At 66.6% G+C, this 19,391-nt stretch carries 24 protein-coding genes and 1 pseudogene; 2 read left to right on the top strand and 23 right to left on the bottom strand.

What is annotated here, in order from left to right:
* Positions 1–9: 9 nt before the first annotated feature.
* The 11 genes from CH256_RS20885 to CH256_RS20835 all read right to left on the bottom strand — a co-directional run bounded on the left by CH256_RS20885 (position 10) and on the right by CH256_RS20835 (position 8,582).
* On the bottom strand, positions 10–261 hold the full coding sequence (locus CH256_RS20885; protein WP_068046434.1) for a hypothetical protein: 252 nt from the start codon (positions 259–261) through the stop codon (positions 10–12).
* Positions 258–746, bottom strand: a complete 489-nt coding sequence (locus CH256_RS20880) for a hypothetical protein (protein WP_094670501.1) — start codon at positions 744–746, stop codon at positions 258–260. Before CH256_RS20880 ends, CH256_RS20885 begins: the two co-directional genes overlap by 4 nt.
* A gap of 25 nt (positions 747–771) precedes the next feature.
* Complete coding sequence (locus CH256_RS20875; protein ID WP_094670496.1) at positions 772–1,212, bottom strand: hypothetical protein; 441 nt, start codon at positions 1,210–1,212, stop codon at positions 772–774.
* A 69-nt stretch (positions 1,213–1,281) separates the two neighbouring features.
* Positions 1,282–1,455: a hypothetical protein gene (locus tag CH256_RS28195; RefSeq protein WP_156516049.1), complete on the bottom strand. Its 174-nt coding sequence runs from the start codon at positions 1,453–1,455 to the stop codon at positions 1,282–1,284.
* Positions 1,456–1,551: 96 nt separating this feature from the next.
* Entirely contained in the window at positions 1,552–2,190 is a 639-nt protein-coding gene (locus tag CH256_RS20865; protein ID WP_094670495.1) for a hypothetical protein, read from the bottom strand.
* Positions 2,187–3,161, bottom strand: a complete 975-nt coding sequence (gene hemB, locus CH256_RS20860) for a porphobilinogen synthase (protein ID WP_094670494.1) — start codon at positions 3,159–3,161, stop codon at positions 2,187–2,189. Before hemB ends, CH256_RS20865 begins: the two co-directional genes overlap by 4 nt.
* Before the next feature lie 46 nt (positions 3,162–3,207).
* Positions 3,208–4,770 (bottom strand): uroporphyrinogen-III synthase, encoded by a 1,563-nt coding sequence (locus CH256_RS20855; RefSeq protein ID WP_068046447.1) that lies wholly within the window; start codon positions 4,768–4,770, stop codon positions 3,208–3,210.
* Positions 4,771–4,929: 159 nt separating this feature from the next.
* Positions 4,930–5,907, bottom strand: coding sequence for a hydroxymethylbilane synthase (hemC, locus tag CH256_RS20850; RefSeq protein ID WP_094670493.1), 978 nt, complete (start codon positions 5,905–5,907; stop codon positions 4,930–4,932).
* Positions 5,904–7,316, bottom strand: coding sequence for a glutamyl-tRNA reductase (locus CH256_RS20845; RefSeq protein ID WP_094670492.1), 1,413 nt, complete (start codon positions 7,314–7,316; stop codon positions 5,904–5,906). The genes hemC and CH256_RS20845 overlap by 4 nt, the downstream gene beginning before the upstream one ends.
* Positions 7,313–8,143 (bottom strand): redox-sensing transcriptional repressor Rex, encoded by an 831-nt coding sequence (locus CH256_RS20840; RefSeq protein WP_094641069.1) that lies wholly within the window; start codon positions 8,141–8,143, stop codon positions 7,313–7,315. Before CH256_RS20840 ends, CH256_RS20845 begins: the two co-directional genes overlap by 4 nt.
* A 157-nt stretch (positions 8,144–8,300) precedes the next feature.
* Positions 8,301–8,582 (bottom strand): glutaredoxin family protein, encoded by a 282-nt coding sequence (locus CH256_RS20835; protein WP_068046471.1) that lies wholly within the window; start codon positions 8,580–8,582, stop codon positions 8,301–8,303.
* Between the two features lie 206 nt (positions 8,583–8,788).
* Between CH256_RS20835 and CH256_RS20830 the strand changes: the two genes are divergently transcribed.
* Positions 8,789–9,724, top strand: a complete 936-nt coding sequence (locus tag CH256_RS20830) for an HAD family hydrolase (RefSeq protein WP_068046474.1) — start codon at positions 8,789–8,791, stop codon at positions 9,722–9,724.
* A gap of 18 nt (positions 9,725–9,742) precedes the next feature.
* Here the strand turns inward: CH256_RS20830 and CH256_RS20825 are convergent, their stop codons facing one another.
* The 10 genes from CH256_RS20825 to CH256_RS20780 form a co-directional block, all read right to left on the bottom strand.
* Complete coding sequence (locus CH256_RS20825; RefSeq protein ID WP_094641470.1) at positions 9,743–10,231, bottom strand: GNAT family N-acetyltransferase; 489 nt, start codon at positions 10,229–10,231, stop codon at positions 9,743–9,745.
* A 22-nt stretch (positions 10,232–10,253) separates the two neighbouring features.
* Positions 10,254–11,303 (bottom strand): lysophospholipid acyltransferase family protein, encoded by a 1,050-nt coding sequence (locus CH256_RS20820; RefSeq protein ID WP_094670491.1) that lies wholly within the window; start codon positions 11,301–11,303, stop codon positions 10,254–10,256.
* A complete protein-coding gene (locus CH256_RS20815) occupies positions 11,300–12,445 on the bottom strand; it encodes an NAD-dependent epimerase/dehydratase family protein (RefSeq protein WP_256989502.1) in 1,146 nt (381 codons plus the stop codon). Before CH256_RS20815 ends, CH256_RS20820 begins: the two co-directional genes overlap by 4 nt.
* Positions 12,446–12,589: 144 nt before the next feature.
* Entirely contained in the window at positions 12,590–12,691 is a 102-nt protein-coding gene (locus CH256_RS20810; RefSeq protein WP_003402602.1) for a 30S ribosomal protein bS22, read from the bottom strand.
* Between the two features lie 219 nt (positions 12,692–12,910).
* A complete protein-coding gene (locus CH256_RS20805; RefSeq protein WP_008713658.1) occupies positions 12,911–13,147 on the bottom strand; it encodes a helix-turn-helix domain-containing protein in 237 nt (78 codons plus the stop codon).
* 127 nt (positions 13,148–13,274) lie between these two features.
* On the bottom strand, positions 13,275–14,090 hold the full coding sequence (proC, locus tag CH256_RS20800) for a pyrroline-5-carboxylate reductase (protein ID WP_068282380.1): 816 nt from the start codon (positions 14,088–14,090) through the stop codon (positions 13,275–13,277).
* 18 nt (positions 14,091–14,108) lie between these two features.
* A complete protein-coding gene (locus CH256_RS20795) occupies positions 14,109–14,966 on the bottom strand; it encodes a thioesterase family protein (protein WP_094641064.1) in 858 nt (285 codons plus the stop codon).
* Between the two features lie 22 nt (positions 14,967–14,988).
* Entirely contained in the window at positions 14,989–15,831 is an 843-nt protein-coding gene (locus CH256_RS20790; protein ID WP_094641063.1) for a sugar phosphate isomerase/epimerase family protein, read from the bottom strand.
* A 12-nt stretch (positions 15,832–15,843) separates the two neighbouring features.
* Positions 15,844–17,001, bottom strand: a complete 1,158-nt coding sequence (locus tag CH256_RS20785; RefSeq protein WP_068046493.1) for a hypothetical protein — start codon at positions 16,999–17,001, stop codon at positions 15,844–15,846.
* On the bottom strand, positions 16,998–17,312 hold the full coding sequence (locus tag CH256_RS20780) for a Ppx/GppA phosphatase family protein (protein ID WP_373454855.1): 315 nt from the start codon (positions 17,310–17,312) through the stop codon (positions 16,998–17,000). Before CH256_RS20780 ends, CH256_RS20785 begins: the two co-directional genes overlap by 4 nt.
* Positions 17,313–17,350: 38 nt before the next feature.
* On the opposite strand from CH256_RS20780, the gene CH256_RS20775 reads away from it, so the two are divergent.
* Positions 17,351–18,103 (top strand): hypothetical protein, encoded by a 753-nt coding sequence (locus CH256_RS20775; RefSeq protein WP_179272174.1) that lies wholly within the window; start codon positions 17,351–17,353, stop codon positions 18,101–18,103.
* A gap of 68 nt (positions 18,104–18,171) precedes the next feature.
* Here CH256_RS20775 and CH256_RS20770 read toward each other — a convergent pair whose 3' ends face one another.
* Complete coding sequence (locus CH256_RS20770; RefSeq protein WP_032380369.1) at positions 18,172–18,861, bottom strand: response regulator transcription factor; 690 nt, start codon at positions 18,859–18,861, stop codon at positions 18,172–18,174.
* Positions 18,858–19,304 (bottom strand): annotated as a pseudogene (locus CH256_RS20765) (sensor histidine kinase); the annotation flags it as partial. The pseudogene CH256_RS20765 and the gene CH256_RS20770, both read right to left, overlap by 4 nt.
* Between the last annotated feature and the right edge of the window lie 87 nt (positions 19,305–19,391).

The raw sequence follows: 19,391 nt of genomic DNA, 5'->3' as shown, positions 1-19,391 counted from the left end.
ACCATACCCCTACCCGGTATGGGGTGCACGTCCCGAGAGGACCCGACGGACGCCGTCGACCATCAACAGTGCGGCCACCGTGACGACCAGAGCGGCCAGCGCGATCCAGGACCCCGAGTAGAACGTCCCCGAATATGCCGGGGACACGTCGGCAACCGCGGGAAACTCGGTGGTGCGCACGCCCGCATTCCAGCACGCCACAGCTCCGATCACCGCGAGCAGAGCCAGCCCCAGCTCCGCCCACCCGAGGGACTTCCTCACAGGTACTCCCGCTTCGCCGTTTCGAGAGCCGCACGCAGCCCGTCGTCGTCCTTCGCCCAGGCCTGCACCAGCCCACCGCCCACCAGCCGCAGCCCGATGCCGTGACGCTTGCGCGGCACACCCGACAGCTCGCCGAGTACCCGCGCGGTCTCCCACTTCTTCGGTTCGTAGTCACCGTCGGCGTACTCCGCCGGCGGCAGTATGTCGTCGATCTCGTCCAGATCGACGGTCTCGGTCCCCTGCCGCAGCCGACGCGTGGTGAGTTCGACGCTCACGTGCATCCGCGCGGCGCGCAGCTGGACGTACGTGAGACCGACGAGGATCAACGAGAACAGTGCGAGTGCGAACCAGTGGATCACCGGTCCCGATGCGAGTTCGACTGCGAGTACCACCAGGCAGAACACCGGCCCCCACGCCAGCATGCGCCACCGACCACCGGGCTCGTGGAAGAGCACGAGCTCGTCGATGGGAGTCTCGCTGTTCATGTCACTGTTCATCTCGCTGTTCATCTCACTGCTCACGGACGAACCACTCCCGCGCCGACGGCCGATAGACCAGAACGGCTGCGACCACCAGCGCAACGGTGATCACCAGCAGCACGAACGGAAACACCAGCGCGGCGAAAGTCAGCAGCAGCGCGACGGCTCCGGACAGTGCCACCAGGGCGCGTCGGAACCTGCGGTCTCCGGCGCGGACGGGGCCCGACATCAGACCGACGGCCAAGCCGACCACTCCGAAGATGACCCCGAGTCCGCGGAACACCGTCAGGAAGGAATCGATCTGCTCGTCCGTCGCACCGCCGGTGGTGAACGACGCACGGATCTGGTCGGCGGGGAGCGTCAGGGCGATCATGCACACGACGATCAGCAGCACTGCCGAGGCCAACCACAGCCAGTAGGCGGCGGATACCACTCGGGGCCGGGCGGTCGGTGCGTCGGTGTCTGCGCTCACGCCAGACATCCTGCCACCGCGGGCGATCCGTGCGTTCGGCCGGCAGAGATTCTCGCCGACGCGACGCGCTCAGCCTGCAGAGATTCCCAGCGCCATGATTGCGATGGCGGCCGAGACGGCGAGCAGCAGCCCCAACAGGGCCCAGCCGGGGCGTCCGCTCTCGGCGGGACAGGCCTCGCGGTCGACGGCCGGTACTGCGGTCGGCTGCGCCATGCTCGCTGCTGCAGGGTTGTTGTCTGCCATGTCGATTCCGATCACTCGAGAAGATATCGAGAGTGATGCTAGTCACACAGCGGGGTGGGGGCCGCGAACACGCCCGAAACTATCGAGTTCTGAAAACTACCGCTGTCCCGAAGCGGCGACGAAGTATTCGTTGGATTCCCGACGGTGCATCAGGTAGATCGCCCCGGCGGCCAGCACTCCCTGGCCGATGCCGAGCACACTCATCACGATGTTCATCGCGCCCGCGCTCGACGCGATGGAGAACAGTTCCAGGATCGTGGTGAACACTGTGAACGATCCGATGACGGTGAGCAGCATGCGCGCCCACATCTTGCCCGCTCGCATTCGCTTCACCCAGAACAGGAACAAGGCCCCGAATCCCAGTACGACGAACACCGTGACGACGAGCATCACCGTCACCATCGACTGCGTGGACTCCACCGTCATGTCGGCGGCCGCGTCCTGCGCTGCGAGGTCGTCGAGCAAGGACTGCGCAAATTCCTCGCGCGCCCCGAACAGCGTCCACACCGATAACAGTGCCGAGAGCGCTCCGATCAGCGCCACTCCCCACCACAGGTGGCGAGCGGTCTCGACGTCGACGGGGGCCGGACGCGGGGTCGGCTCCAGCTCCGGTCCTGGCTGCGGGAACCCGTGCTCCATCTCCCAGCGCTGCCAATCCGGCTGCGGCGGTGGGTTACCCGGGGTGTTGCTGTCGGGGTTGCCGTCCGGGTTGTTGTTCGGAGGATATTCGTTCACAACCAGCCCGCCACTTCGGTAGCCCAATAGGTCAGTACGACATCGGCACCGGCGCGCCGGATGCCGACGAGCGATTCCAGTACCGCTGCGTCGCGGTCGATCCAGCCGTTCTGAGCGGCGGCGGTGATCATGGCATATTCCCCGGAGATCTGGTACGCCGCAACCGGAACCGGTGACATCTCGGCGACGTCGCGAAGAATATCGAGATACGACATGGCCGGCTTGACCATCACCATGTCGGCACCCTCGGCGAGATCGAGCTCTACTTCGTGGGTGGCCTCACGACGGTTGGCCGCGTCCTGCTGGTACGTGCGGCGATCGCCCTGCAGCGACGAGCCGACGGCTTCGCGGAACGGCCCGTAGAACGCCGAGGCGTACTTCGCCGAGTACGCCAGCTGACCGACCTCGACGTGTCCGGCTGCGTCGAGTCCGGCGCGGATGGCACCGACCTGCCCGTCCATCATTCCGCTGGGTCCGAGCAGGTGCGCACCGGACTCCGCCTGCGCGACGGCCATGTCGACGTACCGCAGCAGGGTGGCGTCGTTGTCGATCGAACCGTTCTCCCCCAGGACTCCGCAGTGCCCGTGGGAGGTGAACTCGTCCAGGCAGGTATCGGCCATGATGACGGTCGAATCCCCGAGGTCGGCCTTCAGCCGCGCCAGACCCCGATTGAGAATCCCGTCCGGGTCGGTTGCACCCGAGCCGGTCTCGTCCTTGTCCTCGGGCCTCGGCACCCCGAACAGCATGACGCCGCCGACGCCGGCCGCGACGGCCTCTTCGGCTGCAGCGCTCAGCGAATCCAGCGTGTGCTGATAGACCCCGGGCATCGAGCTGATCGCCCGAGGCTCACCGATGCCGTCGGCCACGAACATCGGCAGCACCAGATGCCGTGGCTCGAGCGAGGTCTCGGCCACGAGTCGACGCAGTGCCGGGGTACGGCGCAGGCGTCGGGGACGGTCGGTGGGGAACAAGCGAACTCCTTACGGACCGGGTGCTATTCGGCTCTTCTGGTGGGACCTAGCGCCGACGTGACTTCTTTCGCGGCGGGGGCAACGCACCCTCGGCGCGCAGGCGAGCCGCGTGCTCGGCGAGTGCCTCGACCAACGGTCCGACCTGAGCCGACTCGGGCTGCACGTCCACGCGCAGACCGAATTCGACGGCCGTCTCGGCGGTCTTGGGTCCGATGCACGCAACGAGCGTGCGGGCGTGTGGCTTTCCGGCGATGCCGACCAGGTTCCGGACGGTGGAACTCGACGTGAAGCACACTGCGTCGAAGCCGCCGGTCTTGATCATCTCGCGGGTCTCGGCGGGGGGCGGTGCTGCCCGGACGGTGCGGTACGCGGTGACGTCGTCGATCTCCCAGCCCCGTTCGCGCAGGCCCTCGGCGAGAGTCTCGGTGGCGATGTCGGCGCGGGGCAACAGAACTCGGTTGACCGGGTCGAAGACCTCGTCGTACGGCGGGAAGTCCTCGAGCAGTCCGAGCGAGCTCTGCTCACCGGAGGGCACGAGCTCGGGGTTGATGCCGAACGAGCGCACCTTCGCCGCGGTTGCCTCACCGACACAGGCGATCTTGACGCCGGAGAACGCGCGAGCGTCCAGACCGAACTCCTCGAACTTCTCCCACACGGCGCGCACGGCGTTGGTGGAGGTGAAGACGACCCACTGGTAGCGGCCGTCGACCAGGCCCTTGACGGAGCGTTCCATCTGGGCCGGGCTGCGCGGGGGCTCGACGGCGATGGTCGGGACCTCGATGGGGATGGCTCCGTGGGTGACGAGGCGATCGCTCATCTCCCCGGCCTGATCCTTGGTACGCGGCACCAGCACGGTCCAGCCGTACAGGGCGCGAGATTCCCACCAGGACATCTTGTTTCGGCCCGAGACGACCTTGCCCACGGTGACGACGAGTGATCCGACGAGCTCGGATCCGGCGTCGTTGAGGGTGGCGAGGGTGGCCTCGACGGTGCGCTGCTGACGGGTGGTGCCGCGGACGGTGATGGCCGCGGGCGTCTGCGGCGCGAGGCCGTGTTCGACGAGGGCACTGGCGGTTTCGGCCAGGTGACCCGACGTGGCATGCAGCACGAGCGGGCCAGGAGCAGCTGCGAGTGCTGCCCAGTCGACCTCGCCGCGGACGTCGGCCTCGGTGTGACCCGAGCCGAGTGCCATGCCTGCGTAGCTGGGGACGGCCGATCCCGACGGCAGGCCGGGGAGCACCTCGAACGGCACGTGCGTGCGAGCGACGGCGCTGACCTCGGCGATCACCGAGTCGGTCGTGAGCGGATCACCGGAGACCAGGCGAACCACGTCGTGGCCGTTCTTGGCCTCGGCGAGAAGGGTTTTGGCGACCTCGGCCGGTTCGCCGAGTGCCGGACGAACCTCGACACCGTTCTCACCCGTCTCCGGGTCACGCGGAACGTCGGCACCGACGAGGGCGGTGACACCCTTGTCGACGTCGGGGTCGGTGAACGCGAGCTCGGCCGCTCCGAGCACTTCCCGTGCCCGGACCGTGAGCAGAGCCGGGTCACCCGGCCCGGATCCCACGAACAGGATCCGTCCGTTGGTGTTCTTGCGGACTGGGCTCATCGGTTGTTCTCCAGTGCTGTCTTGTGTGGGTACTGCAGTTCTATCGGGGTTGCGGTGCCCCGTTTCGGAATCAGTCGAGCGGTGGCGATCGACTCTCTTCGCACCACCGGACGAGTCGCCTTGCGTTTGGCGCGTCCGCGGACGGGTGCCGTTATGGCCCTAGACATGAGATCCACCCTGTACCTGAGAACCGGCCTGTGCTGGTTCGGTGACTGAAACGAGTTCGCGCGCACCGAGATCGAGCAGTTCGCGGGCCAGTTCTCGGCCCAGCTCCTCGGCTCGGTCGGGTGATCCGACGATCGACGCGCGGATGGTGTCGCTGCCGTCGATGGCGGCGACGCAGCCCCGCAACGACAGTTCGTCGAAGATGCGGCCGTCCTCGTCGATGGATTCGACGACCTCTGCGATCGCGCCGACCGGAGCGGTGCAGCCGGCTTCGAGTTCGGCGAGCAACCCACGTTCGGCCGCCACGGCGGCGCGTGAGTGCGCGTCGTCGAGGGTGGCGATCGCGGTCACGAGATCGGTGTCCTCGACGCGACATTCGACTGCCAGCGCGCCCTGGGCGGGTGCCGGAAGCAATTGCACCGGGTCGAGCGCTTCGGTGACGACATCCAACCTGCCGATACGGGACAGGCCGGCGCGGGCGACGATGACGGCGTCGAGCTCACCCGACGCGACCTTGCCGATCCTGGTGTCGAGGTTGCCGCGCAGCGGCAGAACGTTCAATCCCTGTCCGAGAGCACGCAATTGAGCGATCCGGCGGGGCGCGGACGTGCCGACCTTCGCGTCGGCGGGCAGTTCACCGAGTACCAGTCCGTCCCGGGCGACCAGGGCGTCGCGAGGGTCCTCGCGAGCGGGTATGGCGGCGATGGTGAACCGGTCGTCGGCCGCAGTCGGTAGATCCTTGTACGAGTGCACGGCGATGTCGACAGTGCCGTCGGCCAGCGCCTCACGCAGCGCCGCGGTGAAGACACCGACGCCGATCGTCTGTACGGGCGCAGCAGAGAGGTCGCCCGCGGTCTTGACGATCACCAGTTCCGCCTCGACTCCGGCTGCCGCGAGGGCCACCCGAACGGTGTCGGCCTGGGTGGTCGCGAGAAGGCTTCCGCGAGTGCCGATCTTGACGATGCCGGTCATTCGGCACGCTCCTGACCGGTGGCATCGCTGGGGTAGGAGTCCGAGCGCAGATCGGTACGGCTGGCGGTGAAATCGTCGACCAGCTCCAGCGAGCCGATCTCCATCGGCATGGCAACCGCGTCGACCGAGCCGGGGCTCAGCTCGAACAACTCACGCAGCGCAGCGGCGTAGGAATCCCCGCCCGGCGTGCTGGCGAGTTGCTTGACCCGCACGGTGGGCGAATGCAGCAGCTTGTCGACGACGCGGCGCACGGTGCGGGCCACCTCGTCGCGCTGCGGCGAGTCGAGTCCGGGCAGCCGCGATTCCAGCCGCAGCAGCTCTCCCTCGACCACCTCGGCGGCACGCTGACGCAGTGCCGTGACAGTGGGGGTGACCTCGGCAAGTCGTTGTCCGGCAAGGTATCCCGAGAGTTCGCTCGAGACGATCTCGCGGGCCGCGGACGCGTCGTTCGCCGCGGCACCGGCAGCAGGATCACGCTGCAGGGACTCCATGTCGAAGACGGTGATGCCCGGCAGACCCGACACCGCGGCGTCGACGTCGCGCGGCAGACCGAGGTCGCAGATCACCAACGGTCGATCGGAGCCGCGGCGGGCGAGAGCGAGGTGGGCGTCGGCGATGGAGACCACGGCCCCCACCGCTCCGGTACAGGTGAGGAGGATGTCGGCCTCGGCGACGGCGTCGGCCAGGTTCTCGAGCGCGACCGAGGTTGCCGTGATGCCGTTGGAAACGGCGTTCTCGGCCAGGTGGTCGGCTCGCTCGCGGGTGCGGTTGACGACGGTCAGGCTGCCGATTCCGGCGCGGCCCAGGTGCGCGACGGCGAGTCCGCCCATCGCACCGGCTCCGAGGACGACGGCCTTGCGGCCGGCGAGGGAACCGCCGAACAGGTCCGCAGCGCGGTCGAGGGCGACCGAGACCACCGAGGCTCCGGCGGCGTCGATTCCGGTTTCGCTGTGCACGCGCTTGCCCACGCGCAGGGCCTGCTGAGCCAGTTCGTGCATCACCCGGCCCGATGCCTGCTGCCCGTCCGAGGCGGCGTACGCCGAGCGGATCTGGCCGAGGATCTGCTGCTCGCCGATGACCATCGAGTCGAGGCCACTGGCCACGGCGAAGAGGTGCTCGACGGCGGCCTCGCTGTAGCGGACGTAGGCGTGCTTGGTGAGGTCCGCGACCTCGAGACCGGAGTGCTCACCGAGAACTTCGCCGACGGCGGTCAGCGCGCCGTGGAACGCGTCCACGACGGCGTAGATCTCGACGCGATTGCACGTGGATACCACCATGACCTCGGAAATGCTTCCGCTGGCCATCAACTTGTCGGTCAGTTTCGGGCGATCGGTGTCCGTGATGGCGACACGCTCGAGGACTGCGACGGGAGCGCTACGGTGCGAAATCCCGACGAGAAGGACACTCACGGTGCAATCACCGATCCGTTTCTTGTCGAACTGTTGACTGGGCTTGGGTTGCCGGCGATGCGCGGGCCGTGACTGCGGCCGAGACGTGCCGTGGACGTGAGCGGGGGCGGCGAGACCGGCTGCGGTCGGGGCGCGGTGACGATGGCCGGACCGGCGATATCGGCAGGTCCGGAGACGTTGCGGGAGCTGTTGAAGGAGAGCACCTGCATCTCCACGGCCAGGTCGACGCGTCGCACCTCGACGTGCTCGGGGACGTCGAGAACCATGGGTGAGAAGCTCAGGATGCATTCGACGCCACCGGAGACGAGCTTCTCGGCGACGCTGCGCACGGCCTCGTCGGGGGTGGCGATGACGCCGATGGTCGCTTCCAGTTCGCGGCAGGCGACGACGAGTTCGTCGACGTGCCGGACGGTGAGTCCGTCGACGTCGGTGCCCACTCGCGCCGGGTCGCTGTCGAAGAGGCCGACCATCGTGAAGCCGCGTCGAGCGAATCCGCCGTAGCCCGCCAGCGCCTGCCCGAGGTTGCCGACTCCGGCGAGGACGACGCGGTGGCCGCGGTCCAGTCCGAGTGCGCTGTCGATCTTGGCGCGCAGGCGGGCCACGTCGTAGCCGACTCCGCGGACGCCGTTGGGGCCGAGGAAGGAGAGGTCCTTGCGCAGTTTCGCCGATCCGACGCCTGCTGCGGTGGCCAGTTCTTCACTGGAGACGATCAGAACGCCCTCGTCTGCGAGGATCGAGAGGACCCGCAGGTACGTCGCCAGACGGGTGACCGTAGCCTGAGGGATGACCCGCTCTACGCCGCTGGGCGACGGGCGCTCTTCGGTCACGTCTGGGGCTCCTCGTCCGAACGGCAACGACGGCCGATCTTCACGCTGATCCTGCGTTCGTGTCTATTTCACGGACGCTGTTCACACCACGGTAACTGCTTGTGAACGAATGAACAAAGTTGCGCACACCGGCCCTCACCTGCACACGCGAGAGCAATCACACGTTCTTAGGGTGCCCTGCCCGGGTCAGATCGGCCCGCAACCGCGGCACGTCTACCTCCCAGTAACTGTGTTCGATGCCGTCGAGCAGCACCACGGGCACTCGATCCCCGTACTCCGCACGCAGGTCAGGCGATTCCGCTGCCGCCTCGTCGACGTCGACGACGGTCACTGCCACGTCGAATTCGCGGCACACCTCGTTCAGGACCTCGAGCGCGTGAGTGCAGGAATGGCAGCCTGCACGGGTGAGAAGAGCCACGCCGGTGGGGGTCGTCTGCATGCCTCCACTGTGACACGGCCGTAACGGAGACGAAGGTCACAGTCCCCGGTCCCACGTGGGGCCGACCGACAGGGGTGGAGTGCTGCCCTTCGCCTGTCGTCCGGACAACCCCGACTAGGCTTGCGGCGAGCGACTCGACTGGGAGGTGGACAGAAGTGAGTGACGGGGGAACAGACCTGCCGATCGAGAACACGCCCGATATCGACATGGTCGATACGAACGATCCGCGCGAGGACAAGCAGTTCAAGCGCCGCATCCGCAGAATTCGCAATCCGTTCGGTCCGAGCGATGCCGAGGTTCGCGCCAACGTTGCGGGCCAGGCCAGTGCCGATGCCGCGCTGGCGTTGCAGATCGAGTCCGAGGGGGCCGTTCCCCGGGATCTGACTGCTGCGGCCTTCTTCGACGTGGACAACACGATGGTGCAGGGCGCGTCGATCATTCACTTCGCTCGCGGGTTGGCCGCCCGGAAATACTTCACCAGCGGCGATCTGGCCCAATTCGCTTGGCAGCAGGTCAAATTCAGGGTCAGCGGCAAGGAGAACAGCGAGGATGTGGCCAGCGGACGAGAGAAGGCGCTCTCGTTCATCACCGGCCGTCCCACCTCGGAGCTGACCCGGCTCGGCGAGGAGATCTACGACGAGATGATCGCCGACAAGATCTGGGCCGGCACCCGGGCTCTGGCGCAGATGCACCTCGACGCCGGTCAGCAGGTCTGGCTGGTGACGGCCACTCCCCTCGAACTGGCCCAGATCATCGCCAAGCGTCTCGGCCTGACCGGCGCGCTCGGAACCGTCGCCGAAAGCAAGGACGGAGTGTTCACCGGCCGTCTCGTCGGCGACATCCTGCACGGCATCGGCAAGGCGCACGCGGTGCGCTCGCTGGCGGTGCGTGAGGGTCTCAATCTCAAGCGCTGCACCGCGTATTCGGACAGCCACAACGACGTGCCGATGCTCTCGCTGGTCGGCACCGCCGTGGCGATCAACCCCGATACCGATCTGCGTGAGCTGGCCAAGAACCGGGGTTGGGAGATCCGCGACTACCGCACCGGACGCAAGGCCGCCAAGATCGGTGTGCCCACGGCGTTGGCGTTGGGCGCGGTGGGCGGCGGACTGGCTGCGGTGATCGGCCGACGCAAGGCCTGATCGTCCGACCGCGGGTGATCAGAGAGTGAGCTGCATCAGCGTCAGGTCCAACCACCGACCGAACTTGACGCCCACCTGCGGCATCTGTCCGACGGTGGCGAACCCGAACTTCTCGTGCAGAGCGATCGACGTGGTGTTCTCGGACTCGATGAACCCCACCAACACGTGAATGTCGCTCGCTTTCGCTCGCTCGATCAACTCGCTCAGTAGCGCACTGGCCAGCCCGCGACGGTAGAAGTCTCGATGGATGTACACCGAGTGTTCCACCGAGTGTCGGTAGCCGCTCTTGACCCGCCACTGCCCGTACGACGCGTACCCGGCCACCCGGCCGTCGACCTCCGCGGTGAGTACCGGGTATCCCGCGGCGATCCTGCCCTCGAACCAGGCTGTGCGATCGGCGAGATCGACCTGTTCTTCGTCCCAGATGGCGGTGGTGTTGGCGACCGCATCGTTGTGGATGTCGAGAATCTCGGGTAGATCGGCAGCGGAAGTGTCGCGAATATGCACTGCCACACGATAACCCGAGCGTCTAACCCAGGAAGACGTTGCGCCTCTTGGCAAGCAGTCGATAGAGCGTGTGCTGAATGGTTTCGCGCACGTGGTCGGTCAACTCGAACAGCACCATCGGGTCCTCGAATGCGGTGGAGTCGTACCCGTCGGTGGGGATCGGCTTGCCGAATTCGATGTACCACTTGGACGGCAACGGGATCAGACCCAGCGGGCCGAGGTGCGGGAAGAACGGCGTCACCGGAAAGTAGGGGACGCCCATCAACCGGGCCAATGGTGCGATGTCGCCGATCTTGGGGTAGATCTCTTCCGAGCCGACGATGGAGCACGGGATGATCGGCACACCCGTCCGCAGAGCAGCCGAGACGAATCCGCCGCGACCGAATCGCTGCAACTTGTAGCGCTCGCTGAACGGTTTGCCGATGCCCTTGAACCCTTCCGGGAACACGGCGGCGACCTCGCCGGTACGCAGCAGTCGTTCGGCGTCGGGGTTGCACGCGAGCGTGTGCCCGGCCTTGCGCGCGATCGTGCCGACGCCGGGCATCTCGAATGCCATGTCGGCGGCCAACATTCGCAGAGGGCGGTGCGCCGGGTGGTGATCGCGTACGGCGACCGACGCCATCAGCGCATCGACGGGCACGACGCCCGCATGGTTGGCGACGACGAGCGCGCCGCCGTCGGACGGAATGTTCTCGATGCCCTTGACCTCGACGCGGAACCACTTGTCGAACAACGGCCGCAGCAACGGAAGCCAGACCGCGTCGGCGAAGTGCGGGTCGTAACCGAACTCGTCGACACTGTAGTCACCGGCCAGCCGCCTGCGAACGAACTCGGCCACCGAGGAGATCTGGTCGACGATCGTGGACTTGGTGTCGTCGATCATCGACAGCAACGGAGTGGGGAGCGAGGGCGTCACTGCCGACGCGTCGGCAGGAGCTGGGGCCGACAACGGCGTCGGCTCGCGAGGATCGGCGTAGGCGGAGGGGTGGCGTTCACGCGAGCCCGCAGCCGCTCGCGCCGAGCGGCCGGACGTGCCGCCGTGCAATGGAATCACTTTGGCCACTTCGCTCACCTGTCCCCTCCCGAACTACGCACCGCTCCCGAACCACGCACCGCTCCCGAACTACGCAGTGCCGCCAGCGCCCGCGCCGTGGACGCGCCTGTCTCTACGGCCGAGACCAGTCGATCTTCGACGCTGTCCACCCATTCGGTTCTGATGACAGGCCGCAGCGCTGCGCCTCGGACGAAGTCGTCGAATGCCTGAACCGTAGTCCACCGCGGCTCGAAGCCAAGGACGGACCGCATGCGGGTGGTGTCCAGTCCGCAGCCGAAGTGGAAGTAGTCGAGTTGCTCGGTGGTGAACTCGCGCATCATGCCGCCCATCAGTGCGCGGCCGACGCTCTTGAACAGCGGAAACGGCACCGGCACCTGAACGCGGCCGGCTCGGCGAATCGCCTGGGACAGCATGATCGTGCCGTCGGCTCCGATGTTGAACGTGCCCGCCGACCCACCGAGAGTCGCGCGCTCGAGCGCAGCCAGAGCGTCTTCCTCGTGCAGCAACTGCATGCGTGCGTCGCGACCGACGATGCTGGGAATCAGCGGCGAGGTCATGTAGCGCGAGATGGTGCCGTTCAGTCGTGGACCGATCAGCGGCGCCATGCGCAGGATCGACACCGCGATGTCCGGCCGTCGACGCCCGAGACCGCGAACGTATCCCTCGATGTCGATCGAGTCCCGCGCGTACCCACCGCTCGGGGGGCGTCGAGCACTCATCTCCTCGGTGAATTTCACCGGGTCCTTCGCGCTGCAGCCGTACACCGAGGACGACGAACGCAGTACCACCCTCTCGACGGTCGGTGACTTCTGGCAGACCGCGAACAGCTGCATCGCGCCGATGACGTTGAGGTCTTTCATCGTGGCGCGGCCGCCGGATTTCGGGGGTTTGGCGACGGTGGCGGCGTGCACGACGGTGTCGACGCCGGCATTGCGAATCACTTTGCCGATCAACGGATTACGAATGTCGGCGCGGACGAATTCCGCGCGTCCCATGCGGCGCAACAGATCCTTGCTCGGCGAGACCGCATCGACGGCGATGACGCGCTCGATGTTCGGATTCTGGGCCAGTCTGGTGACGAGGTAGCCGCCGAGGAATCGGCTCGCTCCGGTCACGAGGACCACTCGGGGCGCAGACGATCCACGATCGCTCGGACTCACTGCGCACCCCCAACGTCGGTTCCGCTGCAAAGCCTACTGGATCGACCGGGCTCGGCGCGGGTGAGAAGCAAAGCCCGTTCTCCGAACGGAAGAAGCCCGCCACCGATGGTGACGGGCTTCCCCATGAAGCAGATGACGGCAGGCTTATTTGCCGAGTTTCCTGCGCTGCACGCGGGTACGACGAAGCAACTTGCGGTGCTTCTTCTTCGACATGCGCTTGCGACGCTTCTTGATCACTGAACCCATGCGGGTGTCCTCACGTTCTTCTCTAGCGTTTTCGCGCACGCCGTTTGCGTACGCCTACCTGACAACCAAGCCCTGAGGGCTTCGAGCCAAAAGCCTTGGTCACCGAGCTGGCGCTGGGGCCACGTACTCGCCCACGGCTGCACACCGGCTGGCTGGCACGACGAGCGCCAATCCTACCGGTGTGAACCAGGACTTACGAAACCGGCCCCACGTGCACTACTAGCCTGCGTCGAAGTACGAGGTCTCGAGATAGTCGTGGACCGCCTTGGCGTGCACACGAAAAGACCGACCCACTCGTACAGCGGGCAATTCTCCGCCGTGCACCAGCCGGTACACGGTCATTTTCGAAACCCTCATCAGCGTCGCCACTTCGGCGACCGTGAGGAACTGCGTTCCGGCCAGGGCCGGTTGACCGTCCGGGGACGAACCCTTGGACGGCTTGTTTATAGACGCCATCAATCCACATACCTCCGGCACGTCTCATGCGGCAGGCTTCCCCTCCTGCCGAACAGACACGCACGTGCTGCCCCCGAGCCTATAGGGACAGATGGGGTTACTGCGACGGGTGTGGGGAAAAGATTTTTTATTCTGCTGTGATGCCCATCTCAATGGATCGGGCATTTGCGGCACCGAGGGCATCGAAAAACGCTGCTCGGACGCCCTTTCTCTCCAATTCACGCACTGCTGCGGCGGTCGTTCCGCCCGGAGAAGTCACCGCATATCGAAGCTCGCTCGCGCTCTCGTCGGAGCGATCGAGCATCGCCCCGGACCCCACCATCGTCTGAACCACGAGCGCCGACGCCACGTCGCGGCTCAATCCCAGGCCCACTCCGGCGTCGATCATGGCCTCGGCCACGAGGAAGAAGTAGGCCGGCCCGGAGCCGGACACGGCCGTCACGGCGTCGAGCTGGTTCTCCTTGACCACGACCACCTTGCCGACGGCCGAGAGGATCGAGCGCACGAGTTCGAGGTGCTCCGCGCGGGCGTACTTGCCCGGTGCCAACACGCTGACGCCCTCCCCCACCAGCATCGGGGTGTTGGGCATGACCCGAACGACCGGGAAGCCGGCGGGGAGCTTGGGCTCGAACTTGGCGGTAGGGACTCCTGCGGCCAGCGAGACGATGAGTTGTTCGCGATCGCCGTCGAGTTCGATCTTCGTGATCTCGGTCAGTGCCGCTTCGACGTCGGCCGGCTTGACCGCCAGCACGATCACATCGGCTCCCTCGGATGCGTCGCCGACGGTGGTGGTCAGTACTCCGAATTCCTTGGCGATCTCCTTGGCGCGGGCCTCGGACTTCTCGGCGACCACCAGATCGCGCACTGCGTGGCCGGACTCGAGGAGTCCCGCAATCAACGCCTCACCGATCCGTCCGCCGCCGATCACTGCAATTCTCGTCATACGACCAAGCCTGCCATGTCAGTTCGAGCGCGGCACCATCGCCAACTGTCTGCTCTGCACCACGACGGCACCGGTCGAATCCAGCACCACGTGGTCCTCCTCGAACCAGGTGCTGCCGATGACGGTGCTGGTCGCCGCCACCCGCAGCCACCCCGGTGCCGGACGGCGTCGCAGGTAGGTCGTCAACTGCACGGTCGGAGCCCAACCGAACATTCCGCGGTTCATGGTCACCGGAGCCGAGATGTCTCCGGTCATCAGTGCGAACAGCACTGCGGTGTCGAGGTCGGCCTCGTCGCCCGCGAATGGACGCACCCACAGTCGAATCTCCGCCTCGCCCTGCTGGCCGGTCAGGAACGACGCCGACGACGCGTCGATCCGCATCTCGCAGCCCTTGGCGACGTGCACGATCGACGCCATCGGATGATCGCCCGCCACCGCGAGGGTCTCCGCCGGCGGTTCGGCTGCCATCGACGCCAGCGACGTCGGCGTCTCGTGGTGGGGTTCCTCGGAATCGGGACGACCGAGGGTCACCACCGCCCGCACGGCAACGCGTCCGGCCTGGGTGAGTTCGACGTCGACGTGCGAGACCTGACGGCCGCGCTTGCGTACCACCGTCGTCAGCGCGACCTCGCCGGGATCGGGAGCGGCCAGGTAGCTGACGCTCACCGCGAGCGGCTGGATCTCGGCCTGCTCCGGGTCGGTCGTGACGATGTGCTTGCGCGCTGCTGCCGCGCAGACGGCGAGCATCACACCGCCGTGCACCTTCGGACCGATGGTCCAGGTGGAGTCGATCGCGCCCGCGAACGACGCGGTGTCGGCGGCGACCTCGAGCGCGGTCAGGGTGGTGGCGGCGGTGAAGGGGCTGGCGGAACTCATTTCCGACAACTTACCGGCGGCCTCAGGACAGGTGTGCGCGGGCGAACTGCAGTGCTTGCCCGAGCATCGAGGAACGCTCGGGGACCGTGCGCGCGTTCTGTGTGTTGATCTCGATCACTGCCTGTCCCTCGAAGCCGCGGCGCACCAGTTCGGTGCACACCTCCACGCACGGTTGACTGCCGTGGCCGGGGATGAGGTGCTCGTCCACCGATGCGCCCCGGCCGTCGGCCAGATGCAGGTGCGCGATGCCCTCGCCCATCCGGTCGAGCATCTCGAGCGCGTCCGAGCCCGCGGTGGCCGTGTGCGAGAGGTCGAGGGTGTAGTGCCCGTGGCCGACGTCGGTCGGGTCGTAGGACGGCGAGAACGCCGACAGTGCGGCCCCCGGACCACCGCGTCGTTCGAGTCGCTGTGCGGATTTCTCCTTGCGCCCGAAGAAGCGATCGGCGCGCATGGGGAACATGTTCTCCACGGCGACCACCACGTGCGAGTTCGATTCGAGTTCGGCGACCTGATCGGCAAAGCCGTCGCTGTACTTGCGTTGCCACCGGAACGGTGGGTGCACCACGACCGTCGCCGAGTCCAGCTTCTCGGCCGCCTCGACCGAGCGGGCGAGTTTGGCAACCGGATCGGATCCCCACACTCGCTGCGAGATCAGCAGACACGGCGCATGGATGGCCTGCACCGGCATCGAGTACTCCCGCGAGAGCGCGGCCACCGCGTCGACGTCCTGGCTGACGGACTCGGCCCACACCATCAGCTCGATGCCGTCGTACCCGAGCTCCGCCGCATACCGGAACGCCGCCTCGGTGTTCTGCGGGTAGACCGACGCCGTGGACAGTCCTACCTGAATTCGCTTCGCGCCCATCGGTGTGCCGACTCAGCCGGTACTGAGCTGGAAGGCGAGCGGACCGAGCGTGACGAATACACCGACGGCGATCGCGATGACGATCGAGATCAGATCGTCGGTGCGTCGCAGAATCCTCACCACCGCGACAAGTCCGACGATGACCAGCACCGACAGCACCAGAGCGACCCACGGCAACACGTCCCACAGTTGCTCGAAGCCCTTGAACAGCAGCGCGCCGACGGCGATCGACACCACTGCCTGACCGATCAGCACCAGCCATTGCCGGACGGCACCGCCCTTGCCCTTGACCGCCGCTGCCCGGCGGTCGGTGCGCGAGGCCGCAGTCGCGCTGTCGGCCTCCGCGTCCGACGCGGTTTCGGTGTCGGCCTCGACGTCGGTCGCGGTCTTCGGTTCGTCGTCGATCTCCGGCTTCACGAGATCGACGACCTCGGTGGCGGCGGACGTATCGACCGCCGACTCGTCGGCCGACTCGGCCGTCGTATCGTCGGTGCGTCGGATGCGCGGAGACACCGCGGTCTTGGCCACGTCGTCGACGTCGACGAGCGCGGCACGCGGAGCGACGTCGGTGTTCGGCTCGACCACCTCGACCTGCCGCGAGGCTCGGAATCCCACAGGCTTGCGGGCCCGGCCCTGCTCGGCCGGGGTGGATCCGTACGGAAGCCGATCCGACGCAGGCACCGTGGACACAGCCGGGCGCTTGGACCGTTCGGTGTCGTCGTGTGAGCGGTTCAGCAGGTCACCGGCAACCGTCGTGGATCCGGACAGCAGTTCAGGCTCGGGCTGCTGCTTCTCGCGCTTGCCTGCCGGTTGGAACGGGGTGGGGCGAGTGGTCTGCGGCTTGGCCGGTTGCGGCCGCGAGGAGACGGCGGCGGGTGCATCGTCCTCGGCCGTATCGCTGCTCTGCGGCGCGGCCGGGGCGACGTCGGGCGTCTCGGGCGTCTCGGGCTCGGACGCGTCGGGAGCCGGGGACTCGACCACCGGGGCGCTGCGGTTGCCGGGCTCGTCGCGTACGACGGGGATCTCACCGGTCAGCTCGGCGACGGAGATGCCGCCCTTGACGCCGCGGCGACGGCGACCGCCTGCGCTCAGGTTCGTCTTCTGACCGTTTCGAGCCAGCAGCTCGGCAACCGAGATCTGTCCGGTGTCCTCCGGGTTGGTGTCGCTCATCTCGAGCTCACCACCGGATCGCCGTCGGTTTCGGGGTCCAGCTTCCTCAACATCAAACCTTCCTTCAGCGCCCACGGGCATATCTCGGGTGACTTCGTTGTCGATGCCCGCATGCTCGCCTCCGCTACCAGAGCCCCGGCCACCAGTGGTGGCGACCTGTCGGCGCTGACACCTTCCAATTCTGCACGGTCGGCCACGACGATCCGCGTTACGAACGCTACGAGTCGCCTCGAGCCGCGTCCGTACCGGCGTCGAGCACCCCTATTCGCACATGCCCACGGTACTGGGTCTACCGTCGTCGTTTGTGACAGCAGGTCGTGAGCAGCAGTCGTTCGCTGCAGAGGTCGAGATGGATTTCCCGCGAGAATGGGTCGAGTTTCCCGACCCCGACAATTCGGAACATCTCATCGCTGCGGATCTGACGTGGTTGTTGTCCAACTGGACCTGCGTGTTCGGAACTCCGGCATGTCAGGGAACCGTCGCGGGCCGACCCGACGACGGTTGCTGCTCCCACGGCGCGTTCCTGTCCGACGAGGACGACAAGCGCAAGCTCGACGAGTCCGTGAAGTTGCTCACTCCGCAGGATTGGCAGCTCATGGACAAGGGTCTCGGCAAGAAGGGGTACGTCGAATACGACGATCTCGACGACGAGCAGTCGCTGCGGACGCGGCGCTACAAGGGTGCCTGTATCTTCCAGAACCGTCCCGGGTTCGAGGGCGGAATCGGGTGCGCGCTGCATTCGATGGCGCTGCGCAAGGGCATCGAGCCGCTCGAGGTCAAGCCCGACGTGTGCTGGCAGCTGCCGATCAGGCGCACCCAGGACTGGGTGACGCGGCCGGACGGCTCCGAGATCCTCAAGACCACGATCGGCGAGTACGACCGACGCGGCTGGGGCGAAGGCGGTCTCGATCTGGACTGGTACTGCTCGGGCTCGCCCGATGCGCACGTCGGATCGAAGCAGGTGTTCGAGTCCTACAAGCCCGAACTGACCGAGCTGCTCGGCAAGGCCGCCTACGAGGAATTGGCGTCCCTGTGCAAGCGCCGCCGCGGTCTTGGTCTGATCGCGGTGCATCCGGCCACCCGTGAGGCGCAGCGTCGATAGAGCGGCTGCGCCGCACGTGAGCGAAACCTCGTAGCCCACTACGAGTTTCCGCTCACATGCCGCAGGCTCTATCCCTCGAGTTTGTAGCCCAGTCCGCGCACGGTGACGAGGTGTTCCGGCTTGGCCGGGTCCGCTTCGATCTTCGAGCGCAGTCGCTTGACGTGCACGTCGAGGGTCTTGGTGTCGCCCACGTAGTCGGCTCCCCACACGCGGTCGATCAACTGTCCGCGGGTCAGCACTCGACCGGAGTTGCGCAGCAAGTATTCGAGCAGATCGAATTCCTTGAGCGGCAACGTGATCTGCTCGGATCCGACCATCACCACGTGGCGTTCGACGTCCATGCGCACCGGTCCGGCTTCGAGCACTCCGGTATCGACTCCGCCGTCGACCTCGGCGTCGGAGCCGCGCCGCAACACTGCGCGGATGCGGGCGATGAGTTCGCGTGCCGAGTACGGCTTGGTGACGTAGTCGTCGGCACCGAGTTCGAGTCCGACGACCTTGTCGATCTCACTGTCACGTGCGGTCACCATGATCACGGGAACGCCTGAGCGCGAACGCAATTGCTTGCACACGTCGGTTCCGCTCATGCCGGGGAGCATGAGGTCGAGCAGCACGATGTCTGCTCCTGCGCGATCGAATTCCGCGAGTGCCGACGGTCCGTCTCCGACGACCGTGGCCTCGAAACCTTCCTTGCGGAGCAGGAAGGCCAATGGATCGGCCAACGACTCTTCGTCTTCCACGATCAGAACGTTGGTCACTGATTCTCTCTTTCTGTAACCGAAGCGTCGTCTTCTTCTTCGAAGTACGCAGGGATCTGGAGGGTGAAGGTGGATCCGGTGCCCAGCTTGCTCCACAGCGAGATGCTGCCGTTGTGGTTGGCTGCGACGTGTTTGGCGATGGCCAGGCCCAGGCCCGTGCCACCGGTTGCCCGCGACCGAGCTTTGTCGACGCGGAAGAATCTTTCGAAGACGCGTTCCTGGTCTTCCTTGGCGATGCCGATGCCGCGGTCGGTGACGGCGAACGCCACGTTGTCTCCGCGCAGGGCTCGGCTCACCGACACCGGCGCACCGTCCGAGGAGTAGGCGATGGCGTTCTGAATGAGGTTGGCCAGGGCCGTCACCAGCAGCGCTTGGTCGCCGAGAACTTCGAGGCCGCTCGGGTGGTCGGTGGTGACGGAGATTCCGGCGTTTTCGGCGGCAAGGTCGTCGCCGAATCCAAACGGCTCGGCAACATGGTGACCGAACTGATCGCACTCTCGCGACTGCAGGGTGCCGAGAAGCTACCCGAC

The sequence above is a fragment of the Rhodococcus sp. 05-2254-6 genome (assembly GCF_002258565.1).
Classification (GTDB): domain Bacteria; phylum Actinomycetota; class Actinomycetes; order Mycobacteriales; family Mycobacteriaceae; genus Rhodococcoides.
The sequence above is the reverse complement of the archived record's forward strand: the minus strand, read 5'-3'. Positions and strand labels throughout refer to the sequence as shown.